Source organism: Pseudomonas sp. HN11 (assembly GCF_021390155.1).
Classification (GTDB): domain Bacteria; phylum Pseudomonadota; class Gammaproteobacteria; order Pseudomonadales; family Pseudomonadaceae; genus Aquipseudomonas.
The window spans coordinates 3798477-3819880 of record NZ_CP089985.1 but is presented as its reverse complement, the minus strand read 5'-3'; the positions used below and the strand labels follow the sequence as shown (position 1 = coordinate 3819880).

At 61.5% G+C, this 21404-nt stretch carries 20 protein-coding genes; 13 read left to right on the top strand and 7 right to left on the bottom strand.

What is annotated here, in order from left to right; all coding sequences use genetic code 11:
• Positions 1 to 70 precede the first annotated feature (70 nt).
• Entirely contained in the window at positions 71 to 1000 is a 930-nt protein-coding gene (locus LVW35_RS17250) for a DMT family transporter (RefSeq protein WP_233891257.1), read from the bottom strand.
• 92 nt (positions 1001 to 1092) lie between these two features.
• Between LVW35_RS17250 and LVW35_RS17245 the strand changes: the two genes are divergently transcribed.
• The 12 genes from LVW35_RS17245 (at position 1093) to LVW35_RS17190 (ending at position 12604) form a co-directional block, all read left to right on the top strand.
• Positions 1093 to 1656 carry a helix-turn-helix domain-containing protein gene (locus tag LVW35_RS17245; RefSeq protein WP_233891256.1) on the top strand — a complete coding sequence of 188 codons (564 nt, stop codon included), beginning with the start codon at positions 1093 to 1095 and terminating at the stop codon, positions 1654 to 1656.
• A 169-nt stretch (positions 1657 to 1825) separates the two neighbouring features.
• Entirely contained in the window at positions 1826 to 2167 is a 342-nt protein-coding gene (locus LVW35_RS17240; RefSeq protein ID WP_233891255.1) for a hypothetical protein, read from the top strand.
• Positions 2168 to 2364: 197 nt separating this feature from the next.
• On the top strand, positions 2365 to 3561 hold the full coding sequence (locus tag LVW35_RS17235; protein ID WP_233891254.1) for an SfnB family sulfur acquisition oxidoreductase: 1197 nt from the start codon (positions 2365 to 2367) through the stop codon (positions 3559 to 3561).
• A gap of 12 nt (positions 3562 to 3573) precedes the next feature.
• Positions 3574 to 3900 (top strand): acyl-CoA dehydrogenase, encoded by a 327-nt coding sequence (locus LVW35_RS17230; protein ID WP_233891253.1) that lies wholly within the window; start codon positions 3574 to 3576, stop codon positions 3898 to 3900.
• The gene (locus LVW35_RS17225) at positions 3900 to 5315 is read left to right on the top strand and encodes an LLM class flavin-dependent oxidoreductase (RefSeq protein WP_233891252.1); all 1416 of its coding nucleotides are present in this window, start codon (positions 3900 to 3902) and stop codon (positions 5313 to 5315) included. The genes LVW35_RS17230 and LVW35_RS17225 overlap by 1 nt, the downstream gene beginning before the upstream one ends.
• A gap of 147 nt (positions 5316 to 5462) precedes the next feature.
• Positions 5463 to 6365: an AMP-binding protein gene (locus LVW35_RS17220; protein ID WP_233891251.1), complete on the top strand. Its 903-nt coding sequence runs from the start codon at positions 5463 to 5465 to the stop codon at positions 6363 to 6365.
• Entirely contained in the window at positions 6362 to 7132 is a 771-nt protein-coding gene (locus tag LVW35_RS17215; RefSeq protein WP_233891250.1) for an ABC transporter ATP-binding protein, read from the top strand. The genes LVW35_RS17220 and LVW35_RS17215 overlap by 4 nt, the downstream gene beginning before the upstream one ends.
• Complete coding sequence (locus tag LVW35_RS17210; protein WP_233891249.1) at positions 7132 to 8013, top strand: branched-chain amino acid ABC transporter permease; 882 nt, start codon at positions 7132 to 7134, stop codon at positions 8011 to 8013. Before LVW35_RS17215 ends, LVW35_RS17210 begins: the two co-directional genes overlap by 1 nt.
• A gap of 4 nt (positions 8014 to 8017) precedes the next feature.
• Entirely contained in the window at positions 8018 to 9067 is a 1050-nt protein-coding gene (locus LVW35_RS17205; protein WP_233891248.1) for a branched-chain amino acid ABC transporter permease, read from the top strand.
• A gap of 21 nt (positions 9068 to 9088) precedes the next feature.
• Positions 9089 to 10429 (top strand): ABC transporter substrate-binding protein, encoded by a 1341-nt coding sequence (locus tag LVW35_RS17200; protein ID WP_233891247.1) that lies wholly within the window; start codon positions 9089 to 9091, stop codon positions 10427 to 10429.
• A 3-nt stretch (positions 10430 to 10432) separates the two neighbouring features.
• Positions 10433 to 11200 (top strand): ABC transporter ATP-binding protein, encoded by a 768-nt coding sequence (locus LVW35_RS17195; RefSeq protein ID WP_233891246.1) that lies wholly within the window; start codon positions 10433 to 10435, stop codon positions 11198 to 11200.
• A gap of 12 nt (positions 11201 to 11212) precedes the next feature.
• Entirely contained in the window at positions 11213 to 12604 is a 1392-nt protein-coding gene (locus tag LVW35_RS17190; protein ID WP_233891245.1) for an FAD/NAD(P)-binding protein, read from the top strand.
• A 90-nt stretch (positions 12605 to 12694) separates the two neighbouring features.
• On the opposite strand, the gene LVW35_RS17185 is transcribed toward LVW35_RS17190, so the two are convergent.
• Genes LVW35_RS17185 through LVW35_RS17170 form a run of 4 tightly spaced genes read right to left on the bottom strand, consistent with a single transcriptional unit; the run spans position 12695 to position 17306 of the window.
• Entirely contained in the window at positions 12695 to 13942 is a 1248-nt protein-coding gene (locus tag LVW35_RS17185; RefSeq protein ID WP_233891244.1) for an efflux RND transporter periplasmic adaptor subunit, read from the bottom strand.
• Complete coding sequence (locus LVW35_RS17180; RefSeq protein WP_233891243.1) at positions 13932 to 15410, bottom strand: TolC family protein; 1479 nt, start codon at positions 15408 to 15410, stop codon at positions 13932 to 13934. Before LVW35_RS17180 ends, LVW35_RS17185 begins: the two co-directional genes overlap by 11 nt.
• Positions 15403 to 16602 carry an ABC transporter permease gene (locus tag LVW35_RS17175; protein ID WP_233891242.1) on the bottom strand — a complete coding sequence of 400 codons (1200 nt, stop codon included), beginning with the start codon at positions 16600 to 16602 and terminating at the stop codon, positions 15403 to 15405. Before LVW35_RS17175 ends, LVW35_RS17180 begins: the two co-directional genes overlap by 8 nt.
• On the bottom strand, positions 16599 to 17306 hold the full coding sequence (locus LVW35_RS17170; RefSeq protein ID WP_233891241.1) for an ABC transporter ATP-binding protein: 708 nt from the start codon (positions 17304 to 17306) through the stop codon (positions 16599 to 16601). Before LVW35_RS17170 ends, LVW35_RS17175 begins: the two co-directional genes overlap by 4 nt.
• A gap of 356 nt (positions 17307 to 17662) precedes the next feature.
• On the opposite strand from LVW35_RS17170, the gene LVW35_RS17165 reads away from it, so the two are divergent.
• The gene (locus LVW35_RS17165) at positions 17663 to 18421 is read left to right on the top strand and encodes a TetR/AcrR family transcriptional regulator (RefSeq protein WP_233891240.1); all 759 of its coding nucleotides are present in this window, start codon (positions 17663 to 17665) and stop codon (positions 18419 to 18421) included.
• Positions 18422 to 18602: 181 nt separating this feature from the next.
• Here the strand turns inward: LVW35_RS17165 and LVW35_RS17160 are convergent, their stop codons facing one another.
• Both LVW35_RS17160 and LVW35_RS17155 read right to left on the bottom strand, forming a co-directional pair.
• Positions 18603 to 19661, bottom strand: a complete 1059-nt coding sequence (locus LVW35_RS17160) for an FUSC family protein (protein ID WP_233896503.1) — start codon at positions 19659 to 19661, stop codon at positions 18603 to 18605.
• Positions 19662 to 19684: 23 nt separating this feature from the next.
• Positions 19685 to 21301, bottom strand: a complete 1617-nt coding sequence (locus LVW35_RS17155; protein ID WP_233891239.1) for an NADP-dependent glyceraldehyde-3-phosphate dehydrogenase — start codon at positions 21299 to 21301, stop codon at positions 19685 to 19687.
• Positions 21302 to 21404 lie beyond the last annotated feature (103 nt).

The following is a 21404-nucleotide window of genomic DNA, read 5'->3' as shown; positions in this document are numbered from 1 at the left end:
TACAGGTGGCTAGCTGCAAGAGAATAGCCGAGCGCATATTTCTTGCAGCTTGTGGCTGGCAGCTTAAGCATCAACCCTGATTTTCTGGCTCGACGGTGCTCTGCGTATCGACAACTTTCGAGCTGCTTCTCTTCATCTCACTGACAATCACCGCCGCCACAATCAACGCCGCCCCCAGCATCGCAATCGGCGGGAAGCGTTCCCCGGCGATCCGCCCGACCACGCCGGCCCACACTGGCTCACCGGCATAAATCAACGTGGCGCGGGTCGGCGAAACACTTTGCTGCGCCCAGTTCATCGCCACTTGTATGACCGCACTGGTCAAACCCAGGCCCACTGCACTGAACAGCAGCATCCACGAAAACCCCGGCAGCGCCTCGCCCATCGGCACCACCATCAGAAACGAAAGCAGCGACGCCGTGGCCAGTTGCACCACGGTCACCCGGCGCACATCCACCTGCCCGGCAAAGGCACTGATCAGGATGATTTCCGCCGCAATTGCCACCGCGCCGATCAACGTAGCGATTTCACCGGGACTGAAATTCAGCGAAGCCCCCGCCGGCCCGGTCAGCAGCATCAAGCCGGTAAACGCCAGCATAATACCGATGCTCGGCATCAACCCCGGGCGACGGCCCAGCACCAGCCATTGCAGCAACGGCACGAACGGCACATACAACGCGGTGATAAACGCCGACTGGCTGCTGAGGATCGTCTGCAGGCCGATGGTCTGCAAGCCGTAGCCAAACATGATCGCCACGCCGATAAATACCCCGGCTTTCAATTCGAACAGCGTCAGGTCGCGCAACGTGCGCAAGGAAAAGAACCCCACCACGATGGCCGCGGCGGCAAACCGCAAACCGACAAAAAACATCGGCCCGCTGACCGTCATCGCGTGCTGCACCAGCAAAAACGTGCCGCCCCAGATCATGGTGATCACCACCAGGATGCATTCGGCTTTGCTGAAACGGTTGAAACGAGGGGAGGCGGTCGGGGTGGTCATGGCGGCTCGGTCTTGCAAGGGAAAGGCACGGACCGCACAATGCGCCGCACGCTGGGCAGTATACTGCGCACACCCACCCATTGAGCAATATAGTGCACAAAGAAAATCCCCACCGGGCTTCGGTCCTGCAGCACGTCAGCCAGAATGTCCGTCGCCTGCGCCATGCCGCCGACCTGAGCCAGACCGCGCTCTCGGAAAAATCCGGAGTCAGCCGGCGCATGCTGGTGGCCATCGAGGCGGGGGAGAAGAACGTCAGCCTGTCTACTCTCGACCGCGTGGCCGAAGCGTTGGACGTGGCTTTCAGCGACTTGATCCAGGCGCCGGATGCGCGTGATCACAGCCGTATCAACGAATTGGCCTGGGCGGGGGAAATTGTTGGAAGTAAGGCGGTGTTGTTGGCCAAGGCCACGGCGCGGCGTGAAGTCGAACTCTGGGAGTGGCGCCTTGAACCCGGTGATCGGTACTGCCCGGACCCAGACCTTGAAGGCTGGAGCGAGCAGCTATTTGTCTTTGAGGGCTGCTTGACTCTGGTGTTGGCTGGTGAAGACAAGGCAATCGGCACGGGCGAATTTTTCATGTTTGCCAGCCATCAGCCTCACGCCTATCGCAATGATGGAGACGTCGCAGTAAAGTTTGTACGGAATGTCGTTATTTAGTTTGTCAACTGTCAAAGTTCACAGCTTACTTTTTTTGAGTGCCATGTTTATATTTTATGGGCGCTCTACTTTCGTTGCCTAAACTTTTTGTGCAACGATTTTAAAGTCCATATTCGTATCGAATACGGTCGGGGGTGCATCTTATACTTTAGTAAAAGAGGATTTACTGATGAACGGAATTCTAGTGTCTCGCTCAACCCTGCTTCCTGCACCCTCTATTGTGCCCTCTAGTAACAATGTTATTTCTCGCGCAGTAGTCGCGGGTAACAAAGCACGGCTCTGCATACCGCTGTATGCAGGGATTAAAGCTGGGGATGTGGTTGATGCTGAGGTCGCTACCGATGGCCAATGGATTTTCTTCGGGCAAGAGGTGGTCACTTCTATCGACATTATGATTGAATTTAAACTTTTTGATGCGCTATTTGCTTCTCCCGCAACCACCGCTACCGCCAGCTACAGCGTCAACAACGGTAACCGCTCAGAATTGGCGGTGTATACAATCGAGGATTAAGCCTTTGAAAAGGGTTAGTCCCACATTTTAATCAACAAGAGACTGTTGCTGGAGCAACACTTGTCGGGCAGTTTGTCGATTTTAGTTGTGTGTAGCTCCATTTTTTTGTCAGGCAATCAGCCGAGTTCACGGACTGTTACATTCAGGCACGACTCCTGCAATCACCCAGGTCACCCCCTCGGAGCCTGGAGTCGGCCATGTCAGCCCACCCTCAACACCCTGCCCATATCATCCGCTCGGACGCGGAAGCCATCGAGGTCGCCACGCGCCTGGCCGCGCGGTTTGCTGTCGAGGCCAGCGCGCGCGACCGTGAGCGTCGCCTGCCGGTGGCCGAGCTTGACGAGTTCTCCGCCAGCGGCCTGTGGGGCATCACCATTCCCAAAGCGTACGGTGGCGCTGGCGTGTCCTATGTGACCGTGGCCGAGGTGATCAAGCTGATCTCCGCCGCCGACCCGTCCCTGGGGCAGATTCCGCAGAACCACCTCGGTGTCGTCGACATCCTGTTGCAAACGGCGACCGAGGAACAAAAACAGCACTACTTCGGCAAAGTCCTCCAGGGCTACCGCTTCGGCAACGCCTTCTCCGAAGCCAAGAGCAAAAACGCCGGCACCTTCGACACGCAGATTCGCTTGCATGGCGATACCGCGCAAATCAACGGCGAGAAGTTCTACTGCACCGGCGCGCTGTTCGCCCATCTGGTGCCCACCGTCGGCAACAATGAAAACGGCCAGGCCTTTATTGCCTTTGTCGAACGCGACGCGCCCGGCCTGAACGTGATCGACAGCTGGGACGGTTTCGGCCAGCGCACCACTGCCAGCGGTGGTGTGACCCTGGATGGCGTCACCGTGCCCTTGAGCGCGGTAATCCCGGCCCACCTGGCCTTCGACCAGCCCACCGCCAACGGCCCGATCTCGCAGATCATCCAGGCGGCGGTCGATACCGGCATTGCTCTGGGCGCCCTTGAACAGGCCAAGATCTACGCCCGCCAGGCGCGACCCTGGATCGACAGCCAACAAGAGCACGGCTGGCAGGACCCATTCACCATCGCCGCCATCGGCGACCTGGAATGGCGCGTGCACGGCACCGAAGCCATCCTCGCCAAGGCCGGCCTGGCGGTAGACCGCGCCCTTGTCGAGCCAAACGAAGACACCGTCGCCAATGCTTCATTGGTGGTCGCCCAGGCCAAAGTCCTCTCTGCCGAAACCGCCTTGCTCGCCAGCAGCAAACTGTTCGAACTGGCCGGCACCCGCTCGGTCACCGGCAAGCACAACCTCGACCGCTTCTGGCGCAACGCGCGCACCCACACCCTGCATGACCCGGCCCGCTGGAAATACCACCTGATCGGCAACTACGTGCTCAACGGCGTAAAACCTGCGCGCCACGCCTGGAACTAAGGAACCTCACCCATGACTGCACTGAATCTTGCGCGCCAACTGCTGGACAGCACCCGCCGTCACGTTGAAAACAGCACTGACCCCTACGTGATCAGCCGTTTCGGCGACTTGCAGATTCGCGTCGATGTGGCCGCCGCTTTGTTTGAACGCGTCGACACCCACCCCAGCCCCGTCGCCGCCACCGAAGCGCAAATCGCCGCCGCCGAAGCCCTCATCGCCGCGAGCAACGCCGAGTTCGAACTCACCGGCCAACGCACCGTTCTGCCGTCGAGACTGGATGACCCCCTGCGTACGAAATACCAGGTCGTCGGCAACTACCATCTCAACGGAGTGCTTTGATGTCCCGTGAAATCCGCTTGAATGCCTTCGACATGAATTGTGTCGGCCACCAATCCCCGGGCCTGTGGGCGCATCCGCGTGACCGTTCGTGGCAGTACAAGGATCTGGAATATTGGACCGATCTAGCCAAGATCCTTGAACGCGGCAAGTTCGACGGCCTGTTTATCGCCGACGTGCTAGGCATTTATGACGTGTACAACGGCAACGGCAATGCGGCGATTCGCCAGGCGGCGCAAGTGCCGGTCAATGACCCGCTGTCGTTGATCGCACCGATGGCCTTGGTCACCGAACACCTGGGGTTTGGCCTGACCGCCTCGTTGTCGTTTGAGCATCCGTATCCATTTGCCCGTCGTCTTTCCACCCTGGACCACCTGACCAAAGGCCGCATGGGCTGGAACATCGTCACTTCCTACCTGGAAAGCGGCGCCAAGAACCTCGGCCAGAAGGCCCAGACCGAACACGATGCGCGCTACGACTACGCCGAGGAATACCTGGAGGTTTGCTACAAACTCTGGGAAGGCAGTTGGGAAGAGGGCGCCGTGCTGCGTGACCGCGAGCGGCGGATTTTCAGCGACCCGAGCAAGATCCACGAGATCCGCCATGTCGGCAAACACTTCCAGGTGCCCGGCATTCATCTGTGTGAGCCTTCGCCCCAGCGCACGCCGGTGTTGTATCAGGCCGGTGCGTCCAGCCGTGGCAAGCAGTTCGCCGCCGAACAGGCTGAGTGCGTGTTCGTCGCCGCGCCGTCCAAGGTGCTGCTGAAAAAGACCGTGGCCGACATCCGTCGGCGTGCTGCCGAGGCGGGGCGTGATCCGAAGAAAATCCTGATCTTCAACTTGCAGACGGTGATCGTCGGCGAGACCGACGCCAAGGCCAAAGCCAAGTTCGAGGAGTACAAATCCTACGTCAGCTACGAAGGCGCCATGGCGCTGATCTCCGGCTGGACCGGCATCGATTTCAGCCAGTTCAAGCCGGATGAGCCGCTCAAGCATGTGCACACCAACGCCATCCAATCGGCGGTGGAAGCCTTCTCCACGGCAGACCCGAACAAAGTCTGGACGCCCAACGAGCTGGCCGATTGGGTCGGCATCGGCGGCTTTGGCCCGTTGTTCGTTGGCGGGCCGGAAACCGTGGCGGACCTGCTGCAGGAGTGGGTCGAAGAAACCGATGTTGACGGCTTCAACCTGGCCTATGCACTGACCCATGAAACCTTCATCGACGCCGTGGACCTGCTGGTGCCGGAGTTGCAGAAGCGCGGGGTGTACAAGACTGAGTATGTCCAAGGCACGCTGCGCGAGAAGTTGTTTGGCGATGGCGCACGGTTGGGCGCCAATCACCCCGGCGCGGGCTACCGCGATTTGGCGGCCTTGCACTATTGCAATGTGGGAGCGGACTTGCTCGCGAATGCGGACTGACATTCAACATTAATGTCGCCTGATTCACCGCGTTCGCGAGCAAGTCGAATCGTCGCACCGTCGCTCCCACAGTTGATCGGTGTCGGTTCAAGTAATCCAGCCCAGCGGACCACCGCACGCACACAACCTGAATAGGAGAATCTCCCTATGAGCGTGCACGAACTCAAACGTCCGCTGGCCCTGGAATGGCCCGCCGAACTGCTCGGCAACCTACCCAAGGCGTTGGAACAACTGCATCACTGGGCGCAGGTCACGCCGTTGCACACCGCCTTGCGCCACAAACGCCAGGGCCAGTGGTACGCGTGGCGCTGGATCGACGCCTTGCGTGATGTGGAACGCCTGGCCGATGGCTTGCGCCAGCAAGGTTTCGACGAGCAGTCGCGGCTGGCCCTCTGCGGGTCGTTCGAGCCGAATCTGTTGCTGTTGGCGCTTGCGGCTCACGCCATTGGCGGGCAGGTCATGACCCTGGCTGACAATCTTGAAGTCGACGCGCTGCAACAATATTTGTGGCGCATTCGTCCCACTCATTCCTACACCCAGGACCGTCAGCAAGTGCGGCATTGGCAGTCCGCCAATCTGGTGGATTTCGCTCAGTTGCTCGGCCCGATCGACCCGGCGCAACACCTCGCGCGTTGGTGGCACTCCATGGGCGAAAACGCGTTGTGGAGCGAAGAGGGCACCCATTGGCAGGGCGGTCTGGCGATAGTCCTGAAGCAATGGCTGAACAGCGGCCATGGTCTGGCCTTCCCGGAAAGCCTGGCCTCGGCGCGGCGTGATCGCAGTGAAGTGGCGCCCACCGGCCTGCTGTTGTCGCCTGCGCGCTTGCAGCACCTGGCCGACGAGATTGAAAGCCGCCTGGCACCCCATGGCACCTGGCGTCGACGCCTGTGCGACTGGGCCATCGCCCACCCGCAAATCGGCCTGCGTCGCCTGTTGAAAAACCGTGTGCGCAAGCTGCTCGGCTTCCAGCGCCTGGCCTACATCTGGCAACCCCTCAAATCCACCCCTTCGCCGGTGTGGCTGGCGGAATTCAAACGGGACATCGCATGAGCCAGGCCATTCTCCAAGTGCGGGATATTTCGCTGTCGTTCAGGGGTGTCAAGGCGATCAACGCTTTGTCCTTCGACGTGGTGCGCGGCGAGATCTGCGCGCTGATCGGGCCAAATGGTGCCGGCAAGAGTTCGTTGCTCAACGTACTCAATGGCGTGTATCGCTTCGATGCCGGAGAGATCGTCTTTGAAGACCAGCACTTCCACCGCATCAACCCGTTGGGCGCTGCGCGCCGGGGCATTGGCCGCACCTTCCAGAACAACGCGCTGTTCAAGAAAATGAGCGTGCTCGACAACATCCTCACCGGCTTGTCGCGGCATATGCGCAGCTACTTTATCGAGCAGGCCCTGGGCCTGCCGCGCGCACGACGGGAAGCCGAGGCGTTCCGCCTGCGTGCCCAGGGCATTCTCGAATTCCTTGAACTGCAAGCCCACCGGGACATGTTGGTGGGCAACCTTTCTTACGGCCTGCAAAAGCGCGTGGAGCTGGGCCGGGCGCTGATCGCCGGTCCCAGTTTGTTGTTGCTCGACGAACCCATGGCCGGCATGAACGCCGAAGAAAAACAGGAAATGGCGCGCTTCGTCGCCGATGTGAACCGCGACCTCGGCACCACCGTGGTGCTGATCGAGCATGACATGGGCGTGGTCATGGGCCTGTCCGACCACGTGGTGGTGCTCGACTACGGGCGCAAAGTGGGCGATGGCACGCCCGCCGAAGTGCAGGCCAACCCCGAGGTGATCGCGGCTTACCTGGGAGTGGTGCACTGATGACGTTTTTCTTTGAAACCCTGCTCGGCGGCCTGCTCGCCGGCACCATGTACTCGTTGGTCGCCATCGGCTTCGTGCTGATCTACAAGGCCAGCGGAGTGTTCAATTTCGCCCAGGGCTCGATGCTGTTGTTCGCCGCGCTGACCTTCGTCAGCCTGCATGACCAAGACGTGCCGTTTGCCCTGGCGCTGATCTTGACCGTAATCGTGATGATCCTCGGCGCCTTGCTGATCGAGCGCCTGGTGCTGCGGCCGCTGGTAAACCGTTCGCAGATCACCTTGTTCATGGCGACGCTGGGTCTGTCGTTCATTATCGAAGGCCTGGCCCAGGGTTTGATGGGTTCGCAAGTGCGCGCCCTCGACCTGGGTATCGACGACGTGCCGCTGTTCGTTGGCCCGCTGATGCTCAGCCAGTTCGACCTTATCGCTGCCGCCGCTGCCGTGGTGCTGGTGACAGTGCTGGCGCTGCTGTTCAACAAGACCCGCATCGGTGTGTCGCTGCGTGCGGTGGCGGATGACACCACGGCGGCGCTGTCCATCGGCATCAACCTCAACCGCATCTGGCAGATCGTCTGGGCAGTGGCCGGCATCGTCGGGCTGGTGGCCGGGTTGCTGTGGGGCGCGCGCCAGGGCGTGCAGTTCTCCTTGTCGTTGGTGGTGCTCAAGGCCTTGCCGGTGCTGATCATCGGTGGCTTCACCTCGATTGGTGGGGCGATTGTCGGCGGCCTGATTGTCGGCGCGGCGGAGAACCTCGCGGAGGTGTACATCGGCCCGTTGATCGGCGGCGGTATCACGCCGTGGTTCGCCTACATATTGGCCCTGGCCTTCCTGTATATCCGTCCCGCCGGCCTGTTCGGCGAGCGTGCCATCGAGCGAGTCTGAAACCATGCCGATTCCTGTTGCTCAACAAACCGCGCCGTTGCTGCTGATTCAGCGGCGCATCCCCTGGGCCTGGATCGGCCTCCTGGCATTGGCCTTTATCGTGGTGCCGATGTGGGGCAATGACTATTGGCTGAACGCGATCCTGATCCCGTTCCTGGTGCTCTCCCTGGCCGGGCTGGGCCTGAACCTGCTCACCGGCTACACCGGGCAGACCTCGGTGGGGGCGGCCGGCTTCATGGCCGTCGGTGCGTTTGCCACCTATGGATTTTTGCTGCGCCTGCCGGAGTGGGGCTTGCCGGTCGCGCTATTGGGCGGCGGGATTATCAGCGCGTTGGTGGGGCTGCTGTTCGGTATGCCCAGTTCGCGGATCAAAGGCTTCTACCTGATGGTCACCACCTTGGCGGCGCAGTTTTTCCTGGAGTGGCTGTTCGTCAAATTCCCATGGTTCTACAACTATGGTTCGTCCGGGACCATCTCCGCGCCAAAGCTGGCGCTGTTCGGACATGACCTCAATACACCACTGGGGCGCTACCTGCTGACATTGGTTACAGTGCTGCTGCTGACGTGGACCGCGATCAACCTGGTGCGCAGCCAGGTCGGGCGCAACTGGATGGCGATCCGCGACATGGACACCGCCGCCGCCGTGGTCGGCATCCCGGTGGTGCGCTACAAGCGCCTGGCGTTTGCAGTCAGCTCGTTCTACTTAGGCATCGCCGGCGCGCTGTGGGCCTTTGCCTACCTGGGCACGGCCAGCGCCAGCAGCTTCGATATCAACCGCTCGTTCCAGATCCTGTTCATCATCATTATCGGCGGCATGGGCAGCATCGCCGGCAATTTTGTCGGCGCGGCCTTCATCAGTTTGCTGCCGATCTTTCTCAGTCATGCCGGGCAGGCGTTGTTCGGCGGCTCGGTGGATGCGGGGCAGTTGCAGAACCTGCAAAAAATCATTTTTGGCGTGTTGATCATCGTGTTCCTGATCAAGGAACCCGAGGGCTTGATTCGCCTGTTGCACAACCTGCGTGACCGTGTGCGGCAGTGGCCGCTGCGTTTCTGACATTCCCTTAAGAGAATCCCTATGCGTGCATCCTTGAAACGTTCCTTGATCGGCGCTGCGTTGACGCTGGCAACTCTGGCCGGCGCCGTACCCCAGGCGATGGCCTCGCCGGACCAGCAATTCATCCCCCTGGCGACCTATCGTGTGGGCGCGTATGCGTCCAGCGGCGTTCAAGTGTGGGCCGGGATGATCGACTACCTGCGTTACATCAACGAGGTCGAAGGCGGCATCAATGGCGTCAAGCTGGTGTGGCAGGAATGCGAGACCGAGTGGACGGCGGAGAAGGGCATCGAGTGCTACGAGCGCTTCAAGCATGGCCTGGATGGCGCGCCGGTTGCGGTGTACCAGCCCAACGGTGCACCCGCGGCGTATGCCTTGAGCGAGCGCGCCGAAGTGGACAAGATCCCGCTGATCACCCTCGGCTACGGCCGCACCGAAGCCACTGACGGCACAGTGTTCCCCTACAACTTCCCGGTAATGCTGACGTTCTACAGCGAGGCATCCACCCTGGTGAACTACATCGCCCAACGCGAGGGCGGTTTCGACAAGCTCAAGGGCAAGAAAATCGCCACGGTCTACCACGACTCGGCCTACGGGCGCGAAACCCTCGGCCCGCTGAAATTGCTGGCGGAAAAATACGGCTTCGAAAACATCCAGATCCCGGTGGCCGACCCCGGCAACGAGCAGTCCGCACAATGGCGCCAAGTGCGCCAGGCCAACCCGGACTGGGTATTCCTGCGCACCTGGGGCGTATCGACCCCGGTAGCGGTGAAGACCGCCGCGCGCTTCGGCTTCCCGGTCGACCACATCATCGGCGATATCTGGGCCAGCTCCAGCGAAGACGTATTGCCCGCTGGCGCCGCCGCCAAAGGCTACTTGGCCCTTACGCCGTACCCGGCCGGTGCGGACTTCGAGATCCACAAACGCCTCAAACAGTACATCCTCGACAAGGGCCACAGCGACCTGAAGGACCTGAAGAACTTCGGCAGCGTCTACTACAACTCCGGCCTGGTGAACGCCGCCGTGGCGGTGGAAGCGATCCGCACCGGCCAGGCCAGGTTCGGCAAGCGCCCACTCAATGGCGAGGAAGGCCGCTGGGGCCTGGAGCACCTGAATATCGACGACGCACGCTTGAAAGACATGGGCTACCTGGGCCTGATGCAGAACCTCAAGCTGTCGTGCCGCGACCACGAGGGTGGCGGTTCGGCGCGAGTGCAACAGTGGGACGGCGCCAACTGGACGCTGATCAGCGAGTGGATCGCCGCCGACCGTGCGTTGTTGCGCCCGTTGATCGATGAAAAGTCGGCAGCGTTCGCCAAGGAAAAAGGCCTGACGCCACGCACCTGCACCGGGGATGAATAAATCATGAGCCAGCCCGCCACCGATGCCGCGCATTCGTCGCTGCTGACGGTCAACGATATCGAAGTGATCTACGACGGCGCGATTCTTGCGGTGGCCGGGGTGTCGCTGAGCGTGCCCAAGGGCGCCATTGTGGCCTTGCTCGGTGCCAATGGCGCCGGCAAGAGCACCACGCTCAAGGCCATCTCCGGGCTGGTGCGTGCCGAGCGGGCGGAGGTCAGCCGAGGCACGATTGAATACGCAGGCGCCGACCTGGCCGGCATCGACCCCAGCCAGCGCGTGCGCCAGGGCATGGTGCATGTGCTGGAAGGTCGGCATGTGTTCGGCCAACTGAGCGTGGAAGACAACCTGCGCAGTGGCGGCTTCGTGCGACGCCTGAGTCGCCGGGACATGGAACACGATCTGGAGCGCCTCTACGCGTGGTTCCCACGGCTCAAGACCAAGCGCCACACCCGCGCCGGGCTCATTTCGGGCGGCGAGCAGCAGATGGTCGCCATCGGCCGGGCGTTGATGACGCGTCCTACTTTGGTACTGCTCGACGAGCCGTCCATGGGTCTGGCGCCTATGATCGTGCAAGAGATTTTCGCGATCATCGCGCAGCTCAACCGCGAGCAACAGGTGAGCTTCCTGATCGCCGAGCAGAACATCAACGTTGCACTGAACTATGCGTCCCACGGCTACGTATTGGATACTGGGCGCGTGGCCTTGAGTGGCAGCGCCGCTGAACTGCTGGCGCGGGGCGATTTGCACGACATTTACCTGGGCAAACAGTAAGGGCGACTCCGCATGACTGAATCCATCCGCAACGCTGATGTACTGATCATCGGCGGCGGCCTGAGCGGCACGATGCTGGCCGTGCAAATGCTGCGCCGGCCGGGGCGGCGCCGGGTGCTGGTGATCGAACCGCGTGCCGAGCTGGGCCGGGGCGAGGCCTACAGCGCCGTGGAACTGGGCCACACCCTGAACGGCAACGCGGCGCGCATGAGTGTCGACCCGGACAACCCTGACGACCTGACCCAATGGCTCACCGACTACATCGGTGCCGGCGGCTGGCCTGAGTCCGACCAGCAGCACGTGCCGGTCAGCGAATTGTTCCCGCCACGCGGGATATTCGGCTTGTATGTCCAGCAACGTTTGGCCGAGGCGAAGGCGCAGTCCGCGTCCAGCGTCGAGCATGTGCGTGGCGAAGTGGTCGACCTGCAAGTGGATGAAGGCTCAGCGCTGTTGACGCTCGATAACGGCCAGCAACTGCGCGGTGGGTTTGCGGTACTGGCCACCGGCATGTTCCCTGCGGCGCGTACGCCACAAACCGAATCCAGCGGGTTGAACGCGGCGGCGGTGGACCCGTGGGACGTGAGCGCGATGCGCCGTATCGACCCGCAGGCGCCGGTGCTGATCATCGGCTCCGGGCTCACCATGGTCGACGCCGTGGTGTCCCTGGAGCAGGCCGGGCATCGCGGGCCCATCGAGATTTTCTCGCGCCACGGGCTGCTGCCCCATGTGCGCCGACAACCGCCGAGCTGGGTGGATTTTCTCGGGGAAGACAATAGCCTGCGCAGCCCCTTGCAATTGCTGCGCGAGGTGCGTCGGCAATGCGGCGTCGCGCAAGCGCAGGGCATCGACTGGCAAGCGCCGTTGGACACCGTGCGTGCGCACATTGGCCGACTGTGGAGCCAGGCCAGTGAGCGTGAAAAGCGCCAGTTCGTGCGTCATGTACGGCCGTGGTGGGAAAGCCACCACCACCGCTCGCCGCCGTTGAGCGCGCAGTTGGTGGCGCGCTTGCACGAAGAGGGGCGGTTGCGGATCCGGGCGGCGTCGTTCAAGGGGCTGGAACCTTTGGATGAAGGGGTGACCATTCGTTTGCGTTATCGCGGCGAGCAAGGCATCACCCAGGTCTCGGGCGCAGCGCTGATCAACTCCAGCGGCATCGAATACGACTGGCGCCGCGTGGCCCGTCCGCTGCCGCAGCAATTGCTCAAGCGCGGACTGGTCCAGCCAGGGCCGCTGGCGTTGGGGATCGCGGTGGACGCGTCGGGCGCGGTGCTGGACGCGGAGGGCAATATCAGCCGGCGCCTGTTCGCCATGGGGCCGCCATTGCGTGGGATGTGGTGGGAAAGCACCGCAGTGACCGATGTAGCGCTGCAAGCCAAGGCACTGGCCGCACGACTCACCCTGTAGGCGCCGGCTTGCCGCCGAAAAACGTGAAAGCGCCGCATACCTTCTGGTTTTCCGCGTCATCGTTGACGACCATCGCCGGCAAGCCAGCTCCTACAAGGGGTTTGTCTTCACGAAACCCGGTTTAAGGCCGAACACTTCCACCCCTTGGGCCGTCGATTGCCCAGTGGTCACCTTCACCCGTTCCACCGGCTTATCCATGGCCTCGCGGTATTCGACTGTCTTGTCCGCCTGGATCGCCTGGCTCGGAATCACAATCGCCTGCGCATTGTTGTAGGTCACGATGGTCAACCGCGCGCTCATCCCCAGCCGCACCCGTTGCAACTGCTGCGGCGTGAGCTTGGGGATCGACAACGTCACCGGAAATTGCGCACTGCCCTGGCTGTCACTGGCAATCGCCAAGCCGCTCACCACGCTGACCGACCCGGTCAGTCGCTCGCCGTCAAAACCATCCCCCAGCACTTCCACCGCCTGGCCCTGATGCAACTGATTGATGTCCAGCTCCGAGACCTTGGCGACGATTTTAAGCCGTTCGATGTTCGCCAGGCCAAACAGCACCTGACCCTGGCTGACCTTGCTGCCGGCCTGTACCGGGGCCGTATTGTTGCCGCCCGCCTGGGGTGAGTTATTGCCAGGAGGCGGCACCACGATGCCGGAGAACGGCGCCTTGACTTCCTTGCCCTCGAGCAGCTTGTGCAGGGCGTCGTATTTCACCGTGGCATTGGTCAGTTCCATGTCGGCGATCTGGCGGTATTCACCCTTGCCCTGGTCGAGGGCCTGTTGCAGTTCGCTGCGCGCGGAGGCGAGGTCCAGTTGTTGCTGTTGGGTCTGTTGCCTGAGGTCGTCCAGTTCGTTGCGCGGGATGATGCCGCGCTTGAACAGGTTTTCGCTTTCGGTAAGTTTGCGTTGGGTGTTGCCGGCGGTCATTTCGGTGGTGCGCAGGCTGCGGCGCGCGCGGCTGACGGTGGGGCCGGAGTCCCAATCCTGCATCTCTTGCACAGTGCGCCGAGCCTTGAGTTGGGCGGAAAGGGCGTCGCGCAATTGCACCTCAAGCGTGGCTGGGTCCATGCGCAACAGCACTTGCCCGGCCTCGACCCGCTGGCCTTGCTCCACCAGGCTGGCTTGCACGTTGCCATCGAAAGGCGCAGTGAGGGTGATAGTGGTGTCGGGCTCGATCTTGCCCACCAGGCCGATCTGATGCACCAACGCCTCAGGCTTGACGGCCAGCCACTGTTCGGTGGTGCTCACCGGACTGGATGCCGGGCTGCGCAAGGCCAGGCCAACGCCGCCCAGCAATACGATCAATGCAGCACCCAGCAGGCGTTTCTGATTAGTAGTCATTGAGGGCGATTTCCCAACTTTCCAGCGTCATGCCCAGGGTCAAGTCGAGCTGGGTCTGGGCGTTCAAATAAGCGATCAGCGCATTGAGCTGCGCGTTTTCGGCGTTGCGCAGGTCGGTCTCGAAGCTCAGCACCTGGAAGTTGGTGGAGCGCCCGGCACTGAGTTTTTCCCGTTCGATCTCGATCTTGCGCCGCGACAGCTCTACGGCACGCTGGGAGATTTCATATTGGCGCCAGCGGGTACCGAGGTCGCGTATCACATCGTTGACGCTGCGTTCCAGCTCCTGGCGTGCGTCGGTGATGCGGATCTCTTGATCCTCCACATTCACCCGCGCACGCACTTCGGCCTGGCGCGTGCTGATGTCGCCGATGGGGATTTGCACTTGCACCCCAGCGTAGCTGTCCCAGGTGCGGTTGTTGGAGCGGCCGGCATCGTTATCGGTGTTGGCGCGTATCTGGTTGGCACCGGCCACCAGGTCTACCTGCCAGCGCCCGGAGTCCTTGGCGATCACCAGGTTGAGGTCGGCTTGCTGGCTGCCGAGCAGGGCGGCGAGGTATTCCGGCTGCTGGGTCTGCGCCAGGTTGAAGGCCTGGCGCTTGTCGATCTGCATCGGCCTGGCTTCCAGGGCTTCAGTGGCGCGAATCGGCGTGGACAGGTCCAGGGCCAGCAGGCGCAGGAGGGCCAGGCGGCTGATGTCCAACTGGTTCTGCGCTTCTTCCACGCCCAGTTGCTGAGTGGCGATATCGGCTTCGGTCTGCACGATTTCAAACTCAGCCATGCGCCCGGCACTGATCAGCGCCTTGTTCACCTCCAGCAAGGTGCTGGAGCGCTTGAGGGCCTCCTGCACGATGATGAGTTGCTCCTGGGCGCGCAGCAGTTCGCGGTAGGTGGTGATTATCTGGCTGATAGTCTGCGCCACCGTGGCCTTGAGGTTCAAGCGGTTGGCCTGCTCAGACAGACGCGACAGGCGCAGCGGCGCGGTGGTGGCGTCCCAGCCGGCGCCACGCAGCAGCGGTTGGATGATCGCCAGGTCCAGGCCGTCGCTGCGGTAGCGGCCGGCGCGGTCGGCGTTGTTCAACTGCTGGGTCCAGGCCATGCTCAGGCGTGTGCCGTACTCGCCGAGCAGGCTGGTGGCCGGCGCCACATTGGCATTGCGCGCGTTGTCGGCGGAGCCTCGGGTGGTGCGGTAATAACTGTTGAGGGTGAGCTTGGGGTTGAACACATCTTCGGCCACCCTCAGGTCGAACTTCTGCGCCACCCGTTGCAGGTACGCGCTGCGAATCGCCGGGTTGTTGCGCAGGCCCAGGTACACCGCATCGCCCAGGGTCAGGGTGGTGAGCTGGGCATTCAACGACACGCTCCGGTCGTAGCCGCTGCGCGTCGTACTCGGTGCCGACGGTTTGATCACCACGTCGGCGGCCACGCCCGGCAGGCTGATCAGTGCAAGCCATATGAACCATTTATTCATCGCGCAGGGCCTCCACCGGCTGCAACCGTGAGGCCGAGACCGCCGGGTAGATGCCAAAGAACAACCCCACCAGCAACGTACTGCCGACCCCCAACGGCAAGGCGGCGACCGCCAGGTCAAACGCCCAGCCCGACAGCCACGCATACAACCAGGCAGCGGTCATGCCCAGCACCGCGCCGCACAGCGCACCCACGGCCGTGAGGGTTACGGCTTCGAGCAGGAACAGGTTGCGGATGTCCCGTTGACGCGCCCCGAGAGCCATGCGAATGCCGATCTCGCGGCGGCGTTCCGAGACGTTCATCAGCATTACGTTCATCACCCCCACGCCGCCACCCACCAGGGAAATCGCCCCCAGCGCCAGCAGCAAGTAGGCGAAGGTGCGACTCTGGCGTGTCATGCCGTCGATCATTTGCTGGGGGACCTGGATGTCCACATCGTGGTCGGGCAGTTGGGGTTTCAAGACGGTGGCTGTGTCCTTGGCAATGCGTTCCATGTCCTGGCCGGACGTGGCGCGAATAATCACGTTGCCGATCTGCGGTGATGCATAGATGCGGCGCATGCCTTCGGCGGGGATGAACAGCGACTCGTTGGCTTGCACCGGCATCAGCATCGCTCGTGGCTGGCTGCGCAGGATGCCCACGATCAGGAACAGGTAGTCGTTGATGCGCACGCGGTCGCCCAGTTGCAGTGGGTCTCCTGGCGCTCCCAGGGCTTCGGCCACCTGGGCGCCGATCACACCGTAGGTTTCGTTGGCATCAAAGCCCGACAAAAAACGCCCCTGCTGCACCGCCAGGCGCATCGCGTCCTTTATACCCGGGGTGCTGCCGACGAAGTTGGCGTTGACGGTACGGCCATGGAACACGATGGGCCCGCTGAACAGGGTAAGGGCACCGATGTGGGCAATGCCTGGCACCGTCTGGCGCACGGCGTCCAGGTCGAGGCGGGCCGGCATCGGGGTACTGCTGCCGGCTTTGGGCGGAAACTGGGCGATCAGGGTGTCGGTGCCCATGTCCTTGAAAATCATCGCGGCATCCACCGCCGCGTTGTGTCCGATATTGATCAGCGCCACTACCGACGAGCTGCCGATCACGATCCCCAGCAGGGCCAGGATTGAACGCTTGCCCAAGGTGCGCAGGCTGATGAACGCTTCGTGCAGCAGTTGGCTCAGGCTCTGTTCGACCCGCAAGCTCATAGACCCGCGACCTCGCGCACCACGCCATTGCGCACCAGGATCTTGCGTTCCAGGCGTTCGGCGATGTGCGGGTCGTGGGTGACGATGATCAAGGTGACTTGTTGTTCGCGGTTCAGCGCCAATAGCAGGTCCATGATGTCCTGTGCCGTACTGCTGTCGAGGTTGCCGGTGGGTTCGTCCGCCAGTATTACCGAGGGTTTGCCCACCAGTGCCCGTGCAATGGCGACCCGTTGGCGCTGGCCGCCGGAGAGGTCGGCCGGGCGATGGTGCGCGCGGTCGGCCAGGCCGACCTGGTCGAGCATGCGCAGCGCCTGCTCCACCGATTCATGGCGTGAAACGCCGCGATAGCTCAAGGGCAAGGCGACGTTGTCCAGGGCACTTAGGCGCGGTAACAGGTTGAAGCTCTGGAATACGAAGCCGATCTGCTGATTGCGGATCGCCGCCAGTTCGTCCGGGGTGGCGTTGAAAATATCGTGGCCGGCGAAGTGGTACTGACCACAGTTGGGCAAGTCCAGCAGGCCGAGGATGTTGAGAAGGGTACTTTTGCCGGAGCCAGACGCGCCGAGAATGCCGCAACTGTCGCCGCTGGCGATGGACAGGCAGACATTATTGAGAATGGACAGCTGCTGACCGGCCAACTGATAGCGTTTGCCGATGCCTTGCAGGGCGATCAGCCCTGTATGCGCGGGGGTATCTGTCATCATGCCTACGCCTTCAGTCTCGACGGTGCCGCCATGCCCCGGTAAATCCTTGTAACAAGTTCGGGAGCTGCCTGGTAGGCGTCATGGACTGGTTTTATTTCTTGTTTTTAAAATATTGTTTGAATACTAACCGTGTTCCTGCGGCTTCGCCAGCCATGGATATAGAGCGGTTTCATCTTTTGAGATGATTTCCACCAGAGACCGGCAGGCCGGCAAAAAAACTTTCGGCAAGCCTTAGCGGGCCCGTCGGCAAAGGCTTTCGATAATATGGCGGTGTGTCACTACTTGCTTTCGGACGATGGCCCCGGTATAAAAAATCAAATTATTTTTTAAAACAATATTTCCCACGTGGAACTTCTATGGTCGCGAAGAAAGTCAGCGCTCCAAACATTACCAAGACTCGATTGCTGGATGCGACAGAGGCTCTCTTCATCAAGTACGGATACGACGCAGTTTTGTTGCGGCAGATTACCGAGCGTGCCCAGGTGAACCTGGCTGCGGTGAACTACCATTTCGGGGACAAGGATTCCCTGATGCAAACTCTGCTCAAGCAGCGCTTGGAGCCGCTCAACGAGCAGCGTCTGGAATTGCTCGCGCGCTGTGAGGCTGAGTCCGATGGCCCGCTGGACTGCGACACATTGCTAGGCGTGCTATTCGCCCCAGCCATGGGCCTGGAACGCAGCGACCCGGCCAGCGCCAGTGGGGAAGGGCGTTCGTTCATCCGCTTTCTGGGGCGGGTGTACAGCGACACGTCGCCATTTATCCAGGAATACCTCAAGGTGCATTATCAGCCGGTGTTTCAACGTTTCTTCGAAGCCTTTGCCTTGGCCTTGCCGGACCTGCCGCGCAATGAATTGGGCGTGCGCCTGCAATTTGCCCTCAAAGCGATTTCCGGAGTGATGGCCGGTACCGAGCTGCGCCTGTTGATGAACTCCATGAGCCTGGGCCGTCCGGCCACGGATGCCGAGGTGATGGCCAAGTTGATCACATTGGTGTCGGCGGCGATTCGTGTGCCGCAACAAAGCCCTGAGGCGGAACATGCCTTGGCCAAGGTGCTGGACACCCAGCGCGCCATTCGTGAGCAGGCCACGGCGCCTGCAAACAAGGCGGCGCGTTGACGCAAACCCCAGGCAAAAAAAAGCCCGCTGGGGCGGCGGGCTTGATGTGCAACATTTGTAACGGATGAGGCTTCACACTACGTTCCGGGATGTGAATAAAACGTGAAAACTTTGTAAGGGAAAGTGTGAAATTCTTGAAATCCGTAAATGCTTTGGAATTTGCCTTTTCCGCCCAAAAGATTCAGATTTTCCAACGGCCGGCGCTTTTGGCCAGGCGCTGGCGCATGGCATCCACATTCTGCGCCAATTGCAGCGTCAGCAGCCGATAACCGTCCAACGCGCTGTACACCGGAGCATCCAATGCAGGCTCGACGCCGGTATGGCTATGCCGCTCCAAGCGTTCGGTCACTCCCGACTTCAACGCCCGCGCCATCCCCACCAACTGCACGCGGATCTGCCGATGTTCGGCTTTCAACATCACCTGCATACGCGCCATCGCCTGTTCATCACGAGGGTCGGGCCGGGTGTTGCCGAGAATCTCCAGGGTGCTGATGCATAGGCGCAGATGCCGCTGGATCGCGTCCAGTTCGGTCATGGAGATGCGCACTTCCTTGGACACCGACGGCATCAGTGAACGCAACTGCAACATCGCCGCATTCAGGCGGTTGAGCAGCTTGAGGTGCTCATCACTGGTGACGGACTCGCCCTTGATGACCCGGCTATAGATCTCGGCGCAATCGCGTAACGCACTGGCCAGGTTGTAGCGCCAGGAGTACACCGCATACAACGGCAGGGCAAAGGAAAAGGCCAGGGCCAGGGCGATACCGATCAGGATGTCCACGGTACGCCACAACCCATCCGACAGCGGGTTGTCACCGTGGCCGGCAACGATAAACACTGTGATCGCTGACAACAGCGCGGTGTACCCCCCTTTGCCGATGGCGTGATAGGAAAAGAATCCGCACACCACCGACATCAACAGATAGGTCAGCAATGGCTGGCCCACGTACGCCTCCTGCACCACCAGCAACAAGCCGACACTGGCGCCGATCAAGGTGCCATAGGCGCGCTCCACGGCTTTCTTGCCGATATTGCCATGGTGCTGCAACCCGCCGATCACCACCAGCATGGTCACCGAGGCCCACTCACCGTGGGGCAGGTTGATGCCGGTGGTCAGCAGGATCGTCGCCAGCAAGCCGATGGACACGCGCACGGCGTGGATCAGCTTGGCATGGCGATAGCGGCGGTACGGGTCGAGCAGTGGGCGCAAGAGGCGCCGGGCAAACACAGGCAGATGCAGGTTGATCAACGACGAATCGTCCTCTAGAAAATGTAATCGGTGGTCAGGAAACTCGAATCGCGGTTACGCAGGATGTCGCTGACCAACGCCTTGTTACTCTCCTGGAACTTGGTCGCCACCAGGGTGCGGATCGAGAACACGCGCAATGCGTCATGTACCGACAGCGTGCCTTCGGCCGAGTTCTTGCGGCCGTTGAACGGGAACGTGTCCGGCCCGCGCTGGCACTGGGCGTTGATATTGATCCGGCCGACCTGGTTGGCGAAGGTGTCCACCAGGCGCCCGACTTGCACGGCGTTGGTGCCGAAAATGCTCAACTGCTGGCCGAAATCCGAGTCCAGCACGTAGTCGATCACGGTCTCCAGGTCGCGGTAGGGCACGATGGGTACCACTGGGCCGAACTGTTCTTCGTGGTACACCCGCATCTGCGGATTCACCGGGTACAGCACCGCCGGGTAGAAGAACGAACCGCGGCTTTCAGCGCCATGCTCATTCACCACCTTGGCGCCGTGTTGCGCGGCGTCAGCCACCAGGCCGTTGAGGTAATCCACCTTGCCCACTTCGGGCAATGGCGTCAGCGCCACGCCGTCATCCCACGGCATGCCGGGTTTGAGCGTGGCCAGCTTCTTGTTGAATTTTTCGATGAAACTGTCGACGACATCTTCATGCACGAAGAGGATTTTCAACGCGGTGCAGCGTTGGCCGTTGAACGACAAGGAGCCGGTGACGGCTTCATTGACGGCATTATCCAGATCCACTTCGGGCAGCACGATCCCTGGGTTTTTCGCATCCAGGCCCAATGCGGCGCGCAGGCGATGCGGCTTGGGGTGCAGTTTCTTCAAGTCACTGGCAGCTTTATTGGTACCAATAAACGCGAAGATATCGATCTTGCCGCTGGCCATCAGCGCGCTGACGGTTTCGCGGCCGCTGCCGTAGATCACATTGATAACCCCGGCCGGAAAGCTGTCGCGGAATGCTTCCAGCAATGGACGGATCAGCAGCACGCCAAGCTTGGCGGGTTTGAATACCACCGTGTTGCCCATGATCAGCGCCGGAATCAACGTGGTGAAGGTTTCGTTCAGCGGGTAGTTATAGGGGCCCATGCACAACGCCACGCCCAGCGGTACGCGGCGGATCTGGCCAAGGGTGTCCTGTTCCAGCTCGAAGCGGCTGGAGCGGCGGTCGAGTTCCTTGAGGGCGTTGATCGTGTCGGTGATGTAGTCGCAGGTGCGGTCGAACTCTTTCTGCGAGTCCTTGAGGTTTTTGCCGATCTCCCACATCAGCAGTTTGACCACTGCGTCGCGCTGATCACGCATGCGGCGCAGGAACGCTTCGACATGTTGGATACGTCCGGCCACGCGCATCGTCGGCCATTCGCCCTGGCCCCGATCATAGGCGCGCACTGCGGCATCCAGAGCGGTGAGGGCGGTGTCGGCATCCAGTAGCGGTGTGCTGCCGATATGCACACGTTCGTCGCCCAGTTGCACCGGGCTTTGCACCTTGGCCAAGGGGCCGTTCCATACCTGCAACTGGCCGTCGACCAGGTAATCACGCTGTTCAATGGGCGCTCCGAGTTGGAATTGCTCGGGAATCTCGGCGGCGGAGGCGGGAAACAGCTGGGTGAGCAGGTTGCTGGTGGTCATGTCGCTACCCCTGGAATAGTTGCAAAACATGACTAGAGAGTCACCCAACAACGGGCTCTATGGCAAGGCTTGCGCGCTTTCTTGTACGCAGCGCTGTGCCTGA

Coding starts and splice junctions, on each gene's coding strand:
- LVW35_RS17185 (WP_233891244.1), bottom strand. CDS start 13,942: ATGACTACTAATCAGAAACGCCTGCTGGGTGCTGCATTGATCGTATTG.
- LVW35_RS17200 (WP_233891247.1), top strand. CDS start 9,089: ATGCGTGCATCCTTGAAACGTTCCTTGATCGGCGCTGCGTTGACGCTG.
- LVW35_RS17210 (WP_233891249.1), top strand. CDS start 7,132: ATGACGTTTTTCTTTGAAACCCTGCTCGGCGGCCTGCTCGCCGGCACC.
- LVW35_RS17230 (WP_233891253.1), top strand. CDS start 3,574: ATGACTGCACTGAATCTTGCGCGCCAACTGCTGGACAGCACCCGCCGT.
- LVW35_RS17155 (WP_233891239.1), bottom strand. CDS start 21,301: ATGACCACCAGCAACCTGCTCACCCAGCTGTTTCCCGCCTCCGCCGCC.
- LVW35_RS17235 (WP_233891254.1), top strand. CDS start 2,365: ATGTCAGCCCACCCTCAACACCCTGCCCATATCATCCGCTCGGACGCG.
- LVW35_RS17195 (WP_233891246.1), top strand. CDS start 10,433: ATGAGCCAGCCCGCCACCGATGCCGCGCATTCGTCGCTGCTGACGGTC.
- LVW35_RS17225 (WP_233891252.1), top strand. CDS start 3,900: ATGTCCCGTGAAATCCGCTTGAATGCCTTCGACATGAATTGTGTCGGC.
- LVW35_RS17240 (WP_233891255.1), top strand. CDS start 1,826: ATGAACGGAATTCTAGTGTCTCGCTCAACCCTGCTTCCTGCACCCTCT.
- LVW35_RS17205 (WP_233891248.1), top strand. CDS start 8,018: ATGCCGATTCCTGTTGCTCAACAAACCGCGCCGTTGCTGCTGATTCAG.
- LVW35_RS17190 (WP_233891245.1), top strand. CDS start 11,213: ATGACTGAATCCATCCGCAACGCTGATGTACTGATCATCGGCGGCGGC.
- LVW35_RS17175 (WP_233891242.1), bottom strand. CDS start 16,602: ATGAGCTTGCGGGTCGAACAGAGCCTGAGCCAACTGCTGCACGAAGCG.
- LVW35_RS17165 (WP_233891240.1), top strand. CDS start 17,663: ATGGTCGCGAAGAAAGTCAGCGCTCCAAACATTACCAAGACTCGATTG.
- LVW35_RS17250 (WP_233891257.1), bottom strand. CDS start 1,000: ATGACCACCCCGACCGCCTCCCCTCGTTTCAACCGTTTCAGCAAAGCC.
- LVW35_RS17170 (WP_233891241.1), bottom strand. CDS start 17,306: ATGATGACAGATACCCCCGCGCATACAGGGCTGATCGCCCTGCAAGGC.
- LVW35_RS17180 (WP_233891243.1), bottom strand. CDS start 15,410: ATGAATAAATGGTTCATATGGCTTGCACTGATCAGCCTGCCGGGCGTG.
- LVW35_RS17215 (WP_233891250.1), top strand. CDS start 6,362: ATGAGCCAGGCCATTCTCCAAGTGCGGGATATTTCGCTGTCGTTCAGG.
- LVW35_RS17220 (WP_233891251.1), top strand. CDS start 5,463: ATGAGCGTGCACGAACTCAAACGTCCGCTGGCCCTGGAATGGCCCGCC.